9 protein-coding genes are annotated in these 16610 nt (G+C 46.1%); 4 read left to right on the forward strand and 5 right to left on the reverse strand.

Features of this window, described 5'->3' with window-relative positions:
• The first annotated feature begins 4 nt into the window (after positions 1 to 4).
• From ESB13_RS19360 to ESB13_RS19370, 3 genes are all read left to right on the forward strand, one after another.
• A complete protein-coding gene (locus tag ESB13_RS19360; protein ID WP_129005335.1) occupies positions 5 to 1117 on the forward strand; it encodes a TlpA family protein disulfide reductase in 1113 nt (370 codons plus the stop codon).
• A 926-nt stretch (positions 1118 to 2043) separates the two neighbouring features.
• On the forward strand, positions 2044 to 5184 hold the full coding sequence (locus ESB13_RS19365; RefSeq protein WP_129005336.1) for a SusC/RagA family TonB-linked outer membrane protein: 3141 nt from the start codon (positions 2044 to 2046) through the stop codon (positions 5182 to 5184).
• 11 nt (positions 5185 to 5195) lie between these two features.
• Positions 5196 to 7196 (forward strand): RagB/SusD family nutrient uptake outer membrane protein, encoded by a 2001-nt coding sequence (locus ESB13_RS19370; RefSeq protein WP_129005337.1) that lies wholly within the window; start codon positions 5196 to 5198, stop codon positions 7194 to 7196.
• Between the two features lie 736 nt (positions 7197 to 7932).
• Here ESB13_RS19370 and galB read toward each other — a convergent pair.
• Positions 7933 to 10623, reverse strand: coding sequence for a beta-galactosidase GalB (gene galB, locus ESB13_RS19375; protein ID WP_129005338.1), 2691 nt, complete (start codon positions 10621 to 10623; stop codon positions 7933 to 7935).
• 288 nt (positions 10624 to 10911) lie between these two features.
• Between galB and ESB13_RS19380 the strand changes: the two genes are divergently transcribed.
• Positions 10912 to 13416: a glycosyl hydrolase 115 family protein gene (locus tag ESB13_RS19380; protein WP_129005339.1), complete on the forward strand. Its 2505-nt coding sequence runs from the start codon at positions 10912 to 10914 to the stop codon at positions 13414 to 13416.
• Positions 13417 to 13438: 22 nt separating this feature from the next.
• Here ESB13_RS19380 and ESB13_RS19385 read toward each other — a convergent pair whose 3' ends face one another.
• The 4 genes from ESB13_RS19385 to ESB13_RS19400 all read right to left on the reverse strand — a co-directional run bounded on the left by ESB13_RS19385 (position 13439) and on the right by ESB13_RS19400 (position 16602).
• Positions 13439 to 13957, reverse strand: coding sequence for a PPC domain-containing DNA-binding protein (locus tag ESB13_RS19385; protein ID WP_220399723.1), 519 nt, complete (start codon positions 13955 to 13957; stop codon positions 13439 to 13441).
• Positions 13958 to 14078: 121 nt separating this feature from the next.
• Positions 14079 to 14948, reverse strand: a complete 870-nt coding sequence (locus tag ESB13_RS19390; RefSeq protein ID WP_129005340.1) for a DUF808 domain-containing protein — start codon at positions 14946 to 14948, stop codon at positions 14079 to 14081.
• 289 nt (positions 14949 to 15237) lie between these two features.
• Positions 15238 to 15819 (reverse strand): YceI family protein, encoded by a 582-nt coding sequence (locus ESB13_RS19395; protein ID WP_129005341.1) that lies wholly within the window; start codon positions 15817 to 15819, stop codon positions 15238 to 15240.
• Positions 15820 to 15993: 174 nt separating this feature from the next.
• Positions 15994 to 16602 (reverse strand): alpha-ketoglutarate-dependent dioxygenase AlkB family protein, encoded by a 609-nt coding sequence (locus tag ESB13_RS19400; protein WP_129005342.1) that lies wholly within the window; start codon positions 16600 to 16602, stop codon positions 15994 to 15996.
• Positions 16603 to 16610: the final 8 nt, after the last annotated feature.

Genomic DNA, 16610 nt, shown 5'->3' on the forward strand with positions numbered 1-16610 from the left:
TCCTATGCGGCATATATTTTCTGTTTTCGTGCTGGCAGGACTAGCAACAAACTTATCGGCACAATCCAGACTGATCATTAAAGGAACTATTAAGGGTGATACCAAAGGATTCAACAAGATCTATTTTTTCGGCGACCATCTGAAAATGGATTCCGTAGCAATCAAAAAAGGAGCTTTCACTATTACTATCCCCTGGAAAAAAGAGCTGATACCTTTTGTATATAGTGAATATGATGCCGAAACAACATCGGGACCCACAGCATTTCCGATAGCGCCGGATGGGCCAGGCACCATCTATATGCAGGTAAGTGATATTAGAAAAGGTCTCATATCGGCTAAGATCAATGGCAATAATTCAGCAGCCACTTTTCAGGCTTTTACAGAAGGCGTAAGGGAAATGGAGGAACAACTGATGTCCGCAGTTGATAAACGTTTTCCCGGAAAAACAAAAGGAGACGCAGCATGGAACAAAGCGTACAGGGAATTGAGAACTCAAAAGCTCATTCCCTATATTATCGGATTCGTGAAAACTCATTCAGATTCCTATGCAGGAGCCTACATCCTGAATCGTTATCTCAATGCACTGCCATCCCAGGACCTGGAAATGCTTTTCAATAAGCTATCTCCCTCCCTGAAGAATTCAGAAGCAGCAAAAGCCGTACAAGATCACCTCTCAGGACTAAAGCGTGCCGCGATCGGCAACCAGGTAGAAGACTTCTCATTGCCTGCTCCAAACGACAGTATTATTACATTCAGCAGCCTGAAGGGGAAATATGTACTCGTCGATTTCTGGTCAAGCTGGTGCGGTCCATGCAAGGCATCTTTCCCGCATATGAAGGATGTTTATAAAAAGTATGGTGGCGATCAATTTGAAATACTTGGCATTTCTATCGATGAAGACAAATCCGCCTGGCTGAAAGAACTGGGGAAACAACAACTTCCCTGGCCGCAGGTGCTCGATACCAAAAAGATCTATGTAACAAATTTCGCCATAACAGGTGTTCCCACGGGCTACCTGATAGGTCCGGACGGCAAAATAATCATGAAAGAAATTGGCTTCGATAAAAACGGCGAGGGAGAAATAGAGAAGAAACTAAAAGCCCTGTTCGATAAATAAACGGCAGCTCCGGCAAATCCAGGCACATTACTTTAAAAACAAAACCGAAGCTTAAATAAGGTTACATAAGACCTGCCTTATCCAAGATGTACAGAGGGCTGATCTTCTTCAGGATCAGCCCCATAAAAAGCTTATGTCTGTATCCTTTCCCCTGTCCGCCGCAGAACTACCTGCCAATACCCCGTTAATGTACAACTACCTGCCTGTGGCTTCAAAAACTCCCCCGGCAACAAGCACAGGCAACGGCTACACTTCCCTTCCACGATAGCGCCAGGCGCCCGTATGACCATTTAACGGGCCTGAAGCAAGCAGTCTGCGCAAATACCAAGGCCTTGCATATCTCCTCTGTAAAACGTTTATTTTCATTGTCTTAACTAAAAACAGCAGCATTTTAGAAATCGGTTTCTTTTTAAGAACATTGATAATCAATTTGTTAAAATAAAAAAACAAATTAATTACCTTATTTTTTTAAAATAATATGTAATCGATTACATTTTTAGAATTTAATTCCGATCTTGCCTACAGATTGATCTCTATTTGCCATTTAACGGAATTACTGATTGCTTTAATTGATCCCGTATGAACATAACAGTTACTATTTCAGCGTCAGCCTGCTTTATGCCCGCAAAGACACAATCGGGTGCATCTTATCTAAGGTCTTTATTACTGCGTTTGAAACGCGGCTATAACCTGGCTTGCCGGTATCTGCCGTATGTAAAAGCACCGGTAGCATACGCCAGTCCCGCCATACTACTTAGTTAATAATTAAAATAAAACCTCAATTTTTCCAGCCTTAATGCTACTGCCATGACAAGATCTTCACAGTTCTACATGTGCCACCACCCACCATGAATATTCAAAGGAGGGTAATACCGCCATATGAACCAATTTCCTTCAGTAGGAAAAAACCACTAATTAAAACGATTATGAAATCAACTCAGTTACTAAGAGAAAAAAAAGCCGGTGCCTTTTCTTCCGGATGGCACAGGAAAATAACGATTGCCGTAATGGTGCTATTACAGGCAACCTTCTTTCTAAATGCACAAGCTCAGCAAAAAAGGATCAGTGGCACTATCACCAACGATAAAGGTGAAGCCATTTCCGGCGCCACTATTATGATAAAAGGAACCAACAGGGGCGTAAGCGCCACTGACGCAGGCGCCTTCAGTATCAGCGCCTCCGCAGGCGAGGTATTGATTGTAACTTCTTTAAACTATCAAACCAAAGAAGTACCCGTTACAGCAGCCGCCACCTACAATATTACACTTGCAAGCCAGGGCGGAGAAAGCCTGGAACAGGTAATTGTAGTGGGTTATGGTACCCAGCGTAAAGAAGCGGTTACCGGTTCCGTAGCTTCCGTAAAAGGCGATATCGTACGCGAAGTACCTGCTGCCAACATATCACAGGCATTACAAGGTCGTGTTGCCGGCGTGCAAATGACACAAACATCAAGCAAACCCGGCGCCACCATGCAGATCCGCATCCGCGGCACACGCTCCATCAATGCCGAAAACGATCCGCTCATCGTACTCGACGGTATACCATTCTTGGGATCAATAGCAGATATTGGTACTGACGATATTAAAAGCATCGATATCCTTAAAGACGCCTCCGCTACCGCTATCTATGGCTCCAGGGGCGCAAACGGCGTTATCCTTATCACTACCAATAAAGGTAACAAAGGACAAAAAGGACAGGTTTCCTACAACTCATTCTTCGGCGTAAAAGACGTTATCAAATACCCGATGATGGAAACATCCGAATATCTTGCACTTCGCAGAAGAGCAGGACTTAACAAAACACCCGGACTTGACGAAGACACCACAGGCGCTGTAAACACCGACTGGCAGGATCTCTTCTACCGCACAGCCATCATTCAAAGCCATGACCTCGCCATCACCGGCGGCTCAGCAAAAGGCAGCTATAAATTCGGCGTTAACTATTTCAGAGACGAAGCGCCTCTGCCAGGTTCACAATACAATCGCTTTACCATCCGCGGAGCACTGGACCAGGAAGTAGGAAGCCATTTCCGCGTAGGCTTTACTACCAACAATAACTACAGCATCACCGATGGCGCCAGCTTAGGTATGTATGGCGTTTTAAGTATGTCTCCGCTCGTTAATCCTTTTAATGCCGATGGCTCTACTAAGCGAGTGGTTAGCATGCCCCAGGATAACCAATGGGTGTATACCAAAAACACAATAGAATCCCTGGGCGATAAATGGATCGACAGAACTAAAGCATTCAGCTCTTATAACTCTGTATACGCCGAACTCAAGATCCCCGGAGTAGAAGGACTGAAAGCACGTGTTAATGTTGGTGGCAACGTTCGTACAAGCAACAGCGGCAGCTACACCGGCATCGGTGTTTTCAGCGCCGATATTGCCAACCCCAACACCGCTACCATTGGCAATGCTCTTACCACACAATGGACTGTTGAGAACCTCCTCACATATGACAGAACCTTTGCACAAAAACATAAAATAAATGCAGTAGCACTGTATTCCGCAGAGCAAACCCGTTTCAACAGCTCTTCTATTTCCAGGAGGAATATTGCAGGCGACAACTTCCAATACTTCAACCTGGGCCAAACGCCAACCGGCAACAACGACGATATCACCATCAACCCCGATAACCAGGGTTACTGGGTTAGCGGCCTGATGTCGGCAATGGGAAGGATCATGTATTCTTACGATAACCGTTACATGTTAAGTGTTACAGTTCGTACCGATGCATCATCAAGACTCGCACCCGGCCATAAATGGAACAGCTATCCTGCCATCTCCGCCGGCTGGAACATTCAGAAAGAATCATTCATGCAAAAAGTAAACTGGGTAGACGCCCTTAAACTGCGTGTTGGTTATGGCCAAACCTCCAACCAGGCGGTAGCACCTTATGCAACACTCGGCACACTCAGCACAAGGCCCTACAATTTCGGAGCCATCAACGCCATAGGCAACTACGTTTCCATGCTGCCTAACTCCGCACTTGGCTGGGAATATTCAAAAACCAAAAACCTGGGTGTTGACTTCGGATTCCTGAAAAACCGCCTCAGTGGTAGTATCGAATATTATGTTACCGATACAAAAGACCTGCTGCTGGGCGTAACCTTACCTGCCACTTCAGGTGTTAGCAGCTACACCGGTAACGTAGGCTCTACACAAAACAAAGGATGGGAAATTGCCCTGAATGGCGTGATCCTCGATAACCAAAATGGCTGGACATGGGAAGCGGGCATTAACCTGTACAAGAACAGGAACAAAGTTGTTGCACTTGCCTCCGGACAATCACGCGACGAAGCCAACTGGCTGTTTGTTGGACAGCCGTTGAATGTGATCTACGACTTCGAAAAAATCGGCATCTGGCAAGCATCCGAAGCAGATGCTGTTAAAAAGTTTGAAGGTAATGCAGGCAAAGTTGGCATGATAAAAGTAAAATACGCAGGCCCTTACAACGCCAATGGCGATCCTACCAGGATCATCGGTTCCGACGACAGGCAAGTACTGAATGCCGATCCTAACTTCATGGGAGGCTTCAACACACGGGTGGCTTACAAAGGAGTAGACCTTAGCATCGTAGGTACCTATCAGAATGGCGGTATCCTCAACAGTACACTTTACGGCTCCAATGGTTACCTGAACCTGGAAGACGGCCGCAGAGGTCAGATCAAAGTAGACTACTGGACAGAAAACAACACGGGAGCAAGGTTCCCTGATCCAAACGGACCTAAAAACAGCAACAACCCCAAATACGGTTCCACACTGGGCTATTTCAGCGGATCATTCATGAAGATCAGAACAATATCACTCGGTTACAACCTCAACTACCAGTGGATGAAGCGCATTGGCATGGAAAGAATGCGTATTTATGTTACTGCTCAAAATCCGTTTGTACTGTTTTCTCCGTATCATAAACAATCAGGCATGGACCCCGAAACCAACTCTTATGCAAATGATGCAGCCAACATGGCCGTTCCATATGAATATGGTCAAAGGCGTTTGCTGACAGTTGGTTATAACACACCTGTAACCCGCAATTACCTGGTTGGCCTTAATGTAACATTCTAAAACGATTTGCAATGAAACATCTTAATATAAAAGCATCTGTAGGGGTAATACTAACGGCATTGTCTATAGCCGGTTGCTCCAAAATACTGGATGAGAACCCGCGGGGAACGTTCACTCCGGAATACTTTAAAACCGAGTCGGGTGTAAAAGCAGGCATCACCTCCTGTTATGCGCACCTTCGTTTAATGTATGGCAACGGCTATTTCATTAACGCCAACCAGATCAGTACCGACGAGTCTACCTGGGGACAAAACTCAGATGGAAACGTTAAAAACCTCGACTTCTCAGGAGTAGGCGATATAGATGCGGCTACCAGCAATACAGGCGTATTGTGGGGTGCAGCCTTCCCAAGCATCAACACAGCGAATGGCGTTATCGAAAACGGCGTAGCAGCCGGCGTTGCAACTCCTTTAATTGCAGAAGCCAGGTTCTTCCGTGCTTTCGACTATTTCTTACTGGTACAAACCTTTGGCGGCGTGCCACTGGATTTAGGCGCAGGTGAATTGAAATTCAACTCGTCAACAACAAGAACATCCAAAAGGAATACTGTACCGGAGGTATATACAAAGGCCATTTTCCCCGACCTGCTTTCCGCTATCACTGATTTGCCCGATGCAGGACGCGTTACCGGTGGCGTAACCAAAACAGCCGCCCGCCTTTTCCTGGCTAAAGCTTATTTAACCTACGGATGGTGGCTCGAAAATCCAAACAATATCCCAACCTACCCCGAAGCAGCAAGAACCGATCCTGGCGGACATAATGCAGCGTGGTATTATCAACAGGCTTACGATATCGCTACAACAGCTATTGCCAGCCCTGGCTCCTTTGGATTACAACCTACCTTCTACGACGTAAACGTAGGCACCAACGACCGCAACAATGAAGTAATATTGTATGCCGATCATACAGAGAAAAGCAGCTATTACAATGGCGGTGACCTCAGCTATAGTACCGGCGGTTTCGGTACCGACAACTTCGCACATTGGTTCGAACAGTTCAACTATACCAACGTAAGAAGCAGCAGCTCCGCCACAGCATGGAATGCCATCAGCACCGTTCAGCGTGCAGCAACACAATCACTGGGCCGCCCATGGACCATGCTGGCACCACCCCACGGCGTATTCACCAATACTTTTGCCGACAAAACAAACGATTCCCGCTTCGATGGCACTTTTGTAACCGTATACCGGGCAAACTTTGTTGAAGCAGGCCTTAAAGTAAATGGCAGTACTCCCCAGTATGTTTACAATGCCAACTACCTGCCTGTAGCCAATGGCGGCGCCATTCTTACCTTCCTCGGCCAGGACGCAACAGGTGTTAATTACGACAACACAACCTATAACAGTGGCATAGGAGCCGGCGTATTACCTGGCAGAGCCGATTTTGTGGTAGAACCTAAAGCCTTCAGCAGGATCTGCTATCCAGGCAACTGGAAATTAGGCCCCTACCGCACCGATAACGGCACCGGGTTAGGTCAGCCCAACGGTAGCGTTACGCGTCCATTCCCTATCGCCAAATTCTCCGAACTGTTCTTCATTGCTGCCGAAGCTGCAGTAAAAGGCGCTGCTACCAAAGCAGTATCCGGCACTTACGCCAATGACGGTACAGCAAGAGGCCTGATCAATGTAGTTCGCGCCCGCGCAGGAAAATGGCGCTGGGATAATGGCGGTAATGTTGCGAAAGTTCAGGACAATAGCGCCGCAATGATTGCAGCTACTCCGGCAACTATAACCATCAACTATATTCTTGCAGAACGCTCCCGTGAATTCTTCGGGGAAGGTTATCGCTGGCTCGACCTGGTTCGTACGCAAAAATGGGTGGAGTTAAGCAGCTCGTTTGAAATAGCAGGTAAAACCAATGCCAACGACTGGAAGGATCATACAATTGGTACGTTTACAAGAACAATTGTAAACACCAACTACCTTCGCCCCATTCCACGGACTTCACAACTCGATGCCGTAGAAATGACCGACGCAGAAAAAGCCGCCTATCAGAACCCCGGTTATCATTAATACAATAATCGGATGCCGGCGAACCAAGAGCACCGGCAATCACTTCAATCAAATCAGGCTCCCTTAAGACGCCTGGAAAAAAGAAGAGCCTGTATCGGATTTTGATACAGGCTCTTCTTTTCGGGCTATCTGCAGCATGGTTTATAAAGCGTTCGCGCCATCAAACTATTTTCAGCCTTCTTCATGTCTCTAAAACCTGCAAAGCAACGCCTGCCATCCTTACAAATTTGCTCCGGCGATGGCAAAGCAGCTTTTACACCACATTCCTGCTTATCTGAAATAGCCAGATTCATTCTTTTATGAGGACTTTAAAACAGCATTTCTGCGCCCAATTCATCTGGAAATAGTCAGATTCGTTCTTCTGAGGAACGCAAAACAGTATTTCGCCATACAACTTATTCAGGAACAATGAGTAGAAGTATAAGTGGTTATTTGTAAACAATGGAAAAAACGAATGTGGCGTTCCGGGGTGGCCGAAGGCGCGGGGGGAGCAAGTGCGATGCAAGTGCGATACAACTGCGATACATGTGCGATGCAAGTGCGTTTTTAGTATACTTTTAGTATACTTAAGGTATACCGCTGCTTTACCTTAAATAGCACCAGAAAATCCGCGGTGCATAAAAGAAGCTGTAATAGCCCTTGGGGAAATCTGTAACAGGCTTTGCTAAAAACAGGCGAGGCAGACCCCAATTGATGATCAGCCCCGCCTGCAAATAGAAAGACTACAGCGGAGCTTCTATTTCAACGTTATGACGACCTGGGTGTCCTTTAATCCACCGGCAGTTGCGGAAACTTTGATGACGCCGGCTTTATTTTTACCTCTTACTATGGCAAGGGCCAGGCCACTGAACGCGTTTCGTTCGGGAGAAGTAAATGAATCAAAATCTCCGGGATCGCCATTATCGGTTGCTACGATCTCAGCCCCGTTACTTACAGTAAATTTTATTCTGTTGGCAGCATCCGGAACAAGATTACCATCTTTATCTACAACACTTACAGTAATAAATGCCAGATCCTTGCCATCACTGCTGATTGTATTGCGATCGGCTGTAAGTTTGAGCGCCACTGGCTTTCCGCTGGTTTTTACAAGATCCGAGGCCCAGGGTTTCCCGTTTTTATAAGTAACAACTTTCAGCTCTCCGGGCTGATAAACAACACTGTCCCAACGCAACCTGTATTCATAAGCCCCCTTCTTTTTCCTGCCCAGGGAAATATTGTTCAGGAACAATTCTGCTTCGTCGCCGGAAGTGTACACATGAACAGGAGTAATTTTTCCGATGCGTTCCGGCCATGTCCAGTGTGGCAGGATATGCGCCATAGGCATATCGGGACGCCAGCGCGACTGGTACAGATAAAACCTGTCCTTTTTAAAGCCTGCCAGGTCTATCATACCCGAATAAGCGCTCCTGGCAGTATAATAAGGAGTAGGTTCACCAAGATAATCCCATCCCGACCATACAAACTCTCCTGCCACAAAGCTATTATGATCCTGTGCATAGAACACCTTATCCGGAGAAGCGCCGAATGCCGCCGTATATAAATCATAAGCGCTCACAAACTTACGCTCCGGGTCTCCTCCGGTACTATCGCTTACGGGAGCACTGATCTCCTGCGTGACCGGGAAAAGATAAGTACCGCGGGTACTTAAAGCCGATGCAGTTTCACTGCTTTGAATAAGCTTACCGGGAAACTGCTTTTGAAAAGCCGGGTACAATGGCGAAGTTCTGATACCCTTCAAATGAGCATAAGCAGCTGCGTCGCGAATGCCTTCGCCCTGGTAGTTCAGGCTAAGCACATCCATTACACCCGGGAAAGGCATATCCGGCTTGGCATAGTTCATCGATGCTGTAGCTGGTCTTGTACTATCCTCTTCTGCTACAATGTCCTTTAATTTTTTTGCGAGCCTGGCGCCTTCCTCAGCAGTATATTGTTCACCAACCTCATTGCCAAAGCTCCATTCTATTACAGAAGGATGGTTTTTATCCCTGCGGATAAAAGACCTGAGATCGGCTTCATACCAGTCGGGAAAGATCAGGTGCGTATCGAGAGGCGACTTTCCTCTTTCCCAGCAGTCATAGATCTCATTCACTACAAGGAACCCCATGCTATCCGTTAGATCCAGCAACTCTGGTGCAGGCGGATTATGCGCCAGCCGGATGGCATTACATCCCATTTCTTTTAACACCTCCAGTTGCCGCTCTGCAGCCCTTACATTAAATGCAGCGCCCAATGCACCCAGATCGTGGTGCTGGTTAACACCCTGTATGCGAACCGGCTTGCTGTTAACAACAATACCCTTTACAGGATCAAACACCAGGGAACGAATACCAAACCTTGTCTGATACACATCAATCAGCTTCCCCTTTTTATATACGTTTGTTACAGCCACATATAAATGGGGACTTTGTGCAGGAGGAGGCCCCCATAGCAAAGGCTGCTTTATTACAAGCGTATTGGAAACCGTGGTTTTGCTTCCCGCTTCCACAGTCGTTACCCGGGGCGGAAAACCAGCTACTTTGTTCCCGGGACGCCCGTTATTGTCAAGGATATATACATCGGAAACAAGCTGTACAGCTTCAGCAGACGCCGACTGATTTTGCAGCTGCACCTTAAGATGAACAGTAGCGGATGCTTCCGAGATATTACTGGTTTGAACAGTAGTGCCCCATTGCGCAACATGCACGGGGTTAACCTTGGTTAGCCAAACATTCCTGTAGATGCCGCTGCCCGGGTACCACCTGGAAGAATGATTAGGATTATCTAACCTTATAGCCAGCTGGTTATTGTTACCTTCTTTCAAAAACGGCGTCAGGTTCAGGCGGAAGGAATTATAACCATAAGGCCAGCCTCCTACAAGGTTGCCGTTCAGCCATACCATAGCGTAAGACATAGCACCGTCAATATCCAGGAAAATGTATTTGCCCAGATCGGCTTTTTCAACAGCGATCTTCTTCCGGTACCATACCACTCCCTGTATAGGCAACCGCCCCATAGAGCCGCCCACTATCGCATTGGTATCGCTGTAAAATTCACCCTTAGCTGCCCAGTCATGCGGTAATGTTATCGTCTCCCAGCGGCTGTCATCAAAACCCGGCTTTACAAAAGCAAAATCGCTTCCGGGGTTACCGGCTGGTCTCTTATGGTGTTTAGCAGGATCTTTAATAAAGTCGTTAGCCGTTGGCAGTATCCAGGGCTTCAATGCATTTTCCGTAGCTGTTGATCTACCGGCATCCGTTGCCCTTGTATCGGCTACAATGGCATCATTACGGCTCCCTACCACCGGTCTCACATCATAGAATAAGGAATCCGGCTCACCGGTATAACGCATAAATTTCCAGCCGGCATTGATATTGATGCGCTGCCTTGAAGTATTAGAAGCATCTGCATCGTTGCGCTGGCAGTAAGCAATCATATGTATTAACCCCATAAAAACAAGGGCTAAAACAACTCCTTTGGAAGGTTGCACGTTGCAATAAAAAAAGGCTCTTCGCATGCAGGCAAGATGTTCAATCGAAAGTTTTTGCATTGTTAATTGTTTTATCATTTCAGGATAACTGTAATCGTTTTCAATACAAAACAAAAAAATAGCTATTTTTAGGCGTCAATTACATTATGTAAACGATTGCACTAAATTAGATATTTTGTGTTATAATCCGGCGACTCGCCGCCACCTGTCCATAACAGGTTATGTCACTTATCATACAGATTGTTATATATGAAAAAAGCACTTTTTGCCTTTGCCATCATCCTTAACGCGGTTCCGGTTTTCTGTCAGCAATTTGTTTCGCAAACGAAGCAGCAAAAGGCATTCAGCATTACTGCATCCGATCTGCCCGCTATTTATGCAGATCCCCAGGACGACTGGCTTTGCATGAAGGCTGCCACCTTGCTGCAGCATGATATAGCGTTGGTTACCGGAAGCAAACCAACGTTGCTCTCTCAATTACCAGCTGCAGGGCAAAAAACAATTATTATCGGCACAATCCAGGGCTGTGCTGCCATCCGTAAACTTATTGCACAAAAACAGATGAACGTTGGCAGCATAAAAGGCCAATGGGAAGCTTTTCAGATACAGACAATAGATACGCGTTCATCCGCCCAAAGCAACACATTGGTCATCTGCGGCAATGATAAGCGGGGAGCTGCTTACGGTGTATTTGAATTATCAGCGCAGCTGGGCGTTTCACCCTGGTACTGGTGGGCCGATGTGCCTGCCCGGCAGCAATCAGCAGTTTATATAAAAAAAGGAGTTTACAGCTACCCTTCTCCTTCCGTTAAATACAGGGGCATTTTTATTAACGACGAAGCTCCTGCATTCTCTGGCTGGACAAAAGAAAAGTTCGGAGGGATTAACCACCTGGTGTATGAAAAAGTATTTGAATTATTGTTACGACTGAAAGCCAACTATCTGTGGCCTGCCATGTGGGGCAATGCGTTTAACGACGACGACACGCTTAATCCCATACTGGCAAACAAATGGGGAATTGTTATGGGCACTTCGCATCATGAACCCATGTTGCGTGCGCAAACCGAATGGAAACGTTATGGAAAAGGAGCCTGGGATTATACCAAAAATGAAAGCGGGCTAAAAACGTTCTGGACCAATGGTATTCGTAACATGGGTACACATGAAAGTATTATTACAGTAGGCATGCGCGGCGATGGCGATGAACCCATGACCGACGGTACTGCTACAGCATTGCTCGAAAGAATTGTAGCAGATCAGCGGCAGATCATTGAGAAAGTAACCGGGAAACCAGCATCACAAACGCCGCAGCTATGGGCTTTGTACAAAGAAGTACAGGATTATTATGATAAGGGTATGCGTGTGCCGGACGATGTAACGCTTTTACTTTGCGACGATAACTGGGGCAATATCCGGCGTTTACCCAATCCTGCCGATAAACCAAGGAAAGGAGGTTACGGCATTTATTATCATTTTGACTATGTGGGTGGCCCACGGAATTACAAATGGATCAACACAAACAACATCAGCAGAATATGGGAGCAAATGCATCTTGCCCACGCATATGGCGCCGATAAAATATGGATTGTGAACGTGGGGGATCTGAAACCTATGGAGCTGCCCATTTCATTTTTTCTCGACTACGCCTACAACACCCGTAAATGGAATGAAGATAATATTACCGGTTTCTTCACCGAATGGGCAACGCAACAATTCGGGGCAGACCATGCCGCAGCGATAGCAACCTTATTACAGAAGTATTCTGTTTACGCCTCCAGAAAGAAACCGGAATTGTTAAATGAAAAGACCTATCGCATAGGTGCCAATGGTGAATTTGACAAGATCGTGGAAGAATGGATACAACTGAGGCAACAGGCAGAACAGGTGGAAAAGACAATTCCGTCAAATATGAAAGACGCCTATTTCCAGCTTGTACTGCATCCTATTCAGGCATTTGAAAATCTTCACCAGTTGTATTATGCAGTAGCACAGAACAGGCTTTTGGCAACGCAGAACAATACTTCCGCCAATCAATGGGCCGACAAGGCGTTGCAGTATTACATAGCCGACTCATTGCTTTCCATTAAATACAATAAAGAGCTGGCTAATGGCAAATGGAATCACATGATGGATCAAACGCATATAGGCTATAAATACTGGCAGGAACCCAAACAAAACAGGATGCCCGAAGTAACTTATTTAAACAAGCCTGTAGCTGCCGGCAATTCACCCTTACCCGATGCCGGTATAACAACGGACAAAACTGCAACTTCCCTTCCCGCTAAAGATAAGCTCTCCTTACCGGCTTCGGCATATACCAAAGCGATCCATACATCCGGGATACGCTGGAAACCAATTCCTGACATAGGCAAAAACGGAAGCGGCATGACCAGCTTCCCGGTAACAGCTTCTGTTCCGCTTTCGAAAGGAAGTCCCTGCCTGGAATACGAGGTTCATACAACCGCGGGTGACAGTTTACGTATTACTGCCTTCTTTTCTCCAACGCTTAATTTCCTTCATTCACCAGGTGGCCTCCGTTTTGCCGTATCTGTAGACAACGGAACGCCACAGGTAATAAGCCTGAACCAGGAAGAGAATACGCATGCCTGGGATCTTTGGGTTGCCAATAATAACATCGTTAAAACAAGCAGGCAGTTTTTTGGCCTGCCCGGAAAACACACGATCAGGTATTGGATGATAGATCCGGGTGTAATACTTCAGAAGCTGGAGATAGATGTTAATAAGCCGGAATAGCATCGGCGTTCACAACACCTGTTTAACGTGCACCTTCACAGGAAGGCAGTTGCAGCACATTGGCATTTAACGGCTGCTCTACTTTACGCTCCCGTTTCTGATCGTGAACCATCACGGTAATTTCCATGGAACCGGTGCCTACGGCAAGCGAAAGCAGGTGCCCGCCAAAAGCCTGGAACTTTTCATCAGTAGCCACACCATGCATATGAAGTGAAGGACGCCCTTCGCTCCATGCTATCGATCCGGTAAGACTGCCCATTTCGACGCGCTTAAACTCTTTCGGATTAAACTTTTTCTTGTTAAAGTCGTAAAAGCCAAAGATGGCGCTTCCGGCAAATCCCAATCCAAAGAAACTGGCAGCCGGCACCTTTTCACGAACGGCCAGCTTTTCAATTTCAGCAAATACATTGTCGCCCTCACGAAGAACCATCAGGTAGCCTGTGGGCGTTTTAACATACCGCTGTTTACAGGTATCGCTTTGTGCGCTGGCGCTTTTTATCAACAAGCCTCCAAGCAGCAACATCCCTATTGCTTTTAACATGCCACCAGTTATTTTAAGATAAATAAATTGCGTTTGCCGGCCATTCCGGATCAACTGTCATGCTGAAGACATCAATTATAAAGCCATATCCCCGATATAAGCTCAGAAGCCAGGAAGTTTTCTAGCGACGCTTAAAAACCGAAACCAGTGTTTTACCCGCCGTAAGCACACCAACTACGAGCAGGCCGGCAATAAGTCCCATCATCACCTCTTTAACCATCGAGGGCAACCCGGGAAGAAGATGGTGTAAATATTCGATGTTGTGAATGAAAATGCCCCCGGAAACCAGGATCAGGGCTATGGTGCCAACAAAACCCAGGAATTTGATGACAACAGGTAACGCTTTAACCAGTAAATGGCCAAGACGCGATAAGAAGCCCTTGTCATGAGAGTGTTTTATAAGTTTAAATCCTGCATCATCCATTCTTACAATAAGCGCAACAATACCATACACTCCGATGGTTGCCAGCAGGGCAACTATGGCTACCGTAATGATTTGCGTTGGCAGACTTTTATCCAAAACGGTCCCCAAAGCTATAATTACGATTTCAACAGAAAGGATGAAATCGGTAGTGATCGCAGATTTTACCTTAGTCTTTTCTGCTGAATTATCGCTGTCTTCATTCTTTTCAACTTCTTTGGGAGCAGGATGTGAACGATGGAAAAGATATTCGATGATCTTTTCAACACCTTCATAGGCCAGGTAAAAGCCTCCGATGACCAGGGCCGCTTTTATAGCTATAGGAAAAAAAGCATTCAGTAACAGGGCGATAGGTACAATGATGAGTTTGTTGAGCAAGGAGCCTTTGGTAATGGCCCATAGCACAGGCAATTCACGCGAAGACAAAAAACCTGTTGCTTTTTCGGCATTAACTGCCAGATCATCCCCCAATATTCCGGCGGTTTTCTTGGTAGCTATTTTACTTGCCAATGCAACGTCGTCCATTAAAGAAGCGATATCATCTAAAACCGCAAAAATGCCTGATGCCATGTTCTTATTTTACTTGTAGAAGGGTAAAAATATAATTTAATTCGGTTCTGTTGATCATCATAATGTTACGATTAAGAAGGAGCCATAAAACCGTGCCATCCATCATGGTGCTTTAATTCAGACCTCTTTGTTCTCTTTTACCATTAAAACCTGGAAGGAACATGCGCTTGTCATCATAAAAAGTACCCGCCAAACCGGTGCAATAAACTCCCGCGGGATATAGTGATCATAGCCGTATAATAAGAGAGGCAGCCTTTTGAGCTGCCTCTCTTATTATATGATGATCTGCTTATTGTGCAAACTCGCCGTCAGCTTTGATGGTCACTTCGTCGCTGATCATTGGAGCAGGGAATTTTTCGCCGAATTTGAAATCAGAACGTTTGATCACGCCTGAAACCTGGAAGCCGGCGGTTGCCTTTTTAGACATCGGGTTTTCAGTCTGGCCCCTGTACACCAGGTCAAGTGTTACAGGTTTTGTGATACCGTGTAAGGTAAGGTCGCCGGTGAGCTTAAACTTGTTTTTGCCTGCGCTCTTGATAGCAGTGCTTTTGAAATGAAGTTCAGGATACTTTTCAGCATCGAAGAAATCAGCACTTTTCAGGTGGTTGTTACGGGCTTCTACACGGGTATCGATAGAAGCTGTTTTAGCTGAGAGTTCAAAAACGGCATCACTGAAATCGCTTTTGGAAGCTTGTACAGTTACATCAAAATCATTGAATGATCCGGATACATCAGATACACCAAGGTGCGTTACAGTGAAGATCAATTGAGAGTGTGCCTTGTCGTTTTTCCATGGTGTCTGGAATGCAGTAAATGCTGCGAATACGGTAAAGGCAATAGCTGCCATCAAAAAGCCTGCTGTCTTTTTCATTTTTATTCTTTTTAAATGCTTACTGTTTGTTTGATGACACAAAGTTCCGCAGAAGAATTGAAAGTTAGTAGCAGTTAGCGGAAAACCAGTTGTGATTTTAAGAAATCAGCCTATTCAGGGTCGCATTTCCGGCATGGGGGATAGAAGCCGGAAACAGCAATTTTGTCTCCGCCCTCAGCCGACGATTGTCCTGAAGGTAAGGTTAATCCTGGGCCTCGTCACCGCTTTTGAAGGGGGCAAACGGTGCAACCAATAAGTTTGGGTTGCTCCTTTCATAACAAGCAGGCTGCCATGCTCCAGCGCAACCGAAACAACCTGTGCGCCGGCCTTATGCTTAAAGCAGAACTTCCGTTGGGCGCCCAAACTCAGGGAACCAATAGCGCCATCCTTTTTAAGGTCTTTTTCTGCATCGCTATGCCAGGCCATGCCCTCTTCGCCATTATGGTACAGATTGAGCAGGCAGGAATTGAACTGCTCTCCTGTTGCCCCTTCTATCCTGTTCTTCAAATCAAGCAGTTCTTTTGTCCAGGGAAGCGCACGCTTTGTAATATTGGAGTAAGTGTATTCATAATCACGATCGCCATACCAGGCTACTTTTCGTTTGGTGATGATCTTCTTTCCAAAAATAATAGCCTCGTCGTTTCGCCATTCTATAGAAGACAGGAGTATGGAATAGTAACTATCCGCTTCAGCAGGCAATAAGATCTTGCCGTAATAGTTAACGATACCATCCTGAGGAAGCAGGTTGGCAGAAGTATCTCTTATGTCGCTGAATAGATCCATTTTGCTTG

Source organism: Filimonas effusa, assembly GCF_004118675.1.
Classification (GTDB): Bacteria; Bacteroidota; Bacteroidia; order Chitinophagales; family Chitinophagaceae; genus Filimonas; species Filimonas effusa.

Excerpts from the sequence above, each read along its gene's own strand:
- ESB13_RS19360 (WP_129005335.1), top strand. The coding sequence starts at position 5 with ATGCGGCATATATTTTCTGTTTTCGTGCTGGCAGGACTAGCAACAAAC.
- ESB13_RS19365 (WP_129005336.1), top strand. The coding sequence starts at position 2,044 with ATGAAATCAACTCAGTTACTAAGAGAAAAAAAAGCCGGTGCCTTTTCT.
- ESB13_RS19370 (WP_129005337.1), top strand. The coding sequence starts at position 5,196 with ATGAAACATCTTAATATAAAAGCATCTGTAGGGGTAATACTAACGGCA.
- galB (WP_129005338.1), bottom strand. The coding sequence starts at position 10,623 with ATGGGGTTAATACATATGATTGCTTACTGCCAGCGCAACGATGCAGAT.
- ESB13_RS19380 (WP_129005339.1), top strand. The coding sequence starts at position 10,912 with ATGAAAAAAGCACTTTTTGCCTTTGCCATCATCCTTAACGCGGTTCCG.
- ESB13_RS19385 (WP_220399723.1), bottom strand. The coding sequence starts at position 13,957 with ATGTTAAAAGCAATAGGGATGTTGCTGCTTGGAGGCTTGTTGATAAAA.
- ESB13_RS19390 (WP_129005340.1), bottom strand. The coding sequence starts at position 14,948 with ATGGCATCAGGCATTTTTGCGGTTTTAGATGATATCGCTTCTTTAATG.
- ESB13_RS19395 (WP_129005341.1), bottom strand. The coding sequence starts at position 15,819 with ATGAAAAAGACAGCAGGCTTTTTGATGGCAGCTATTGCCTTTACCGTA.
- ESB13_RS19400 (WP_129005342.1), bottom strand. The coding sequence starts at position 16,602 with ATGGATCTATTCAGCGACATAAGAGATACTTCTGCCAACCTGCTTCCT.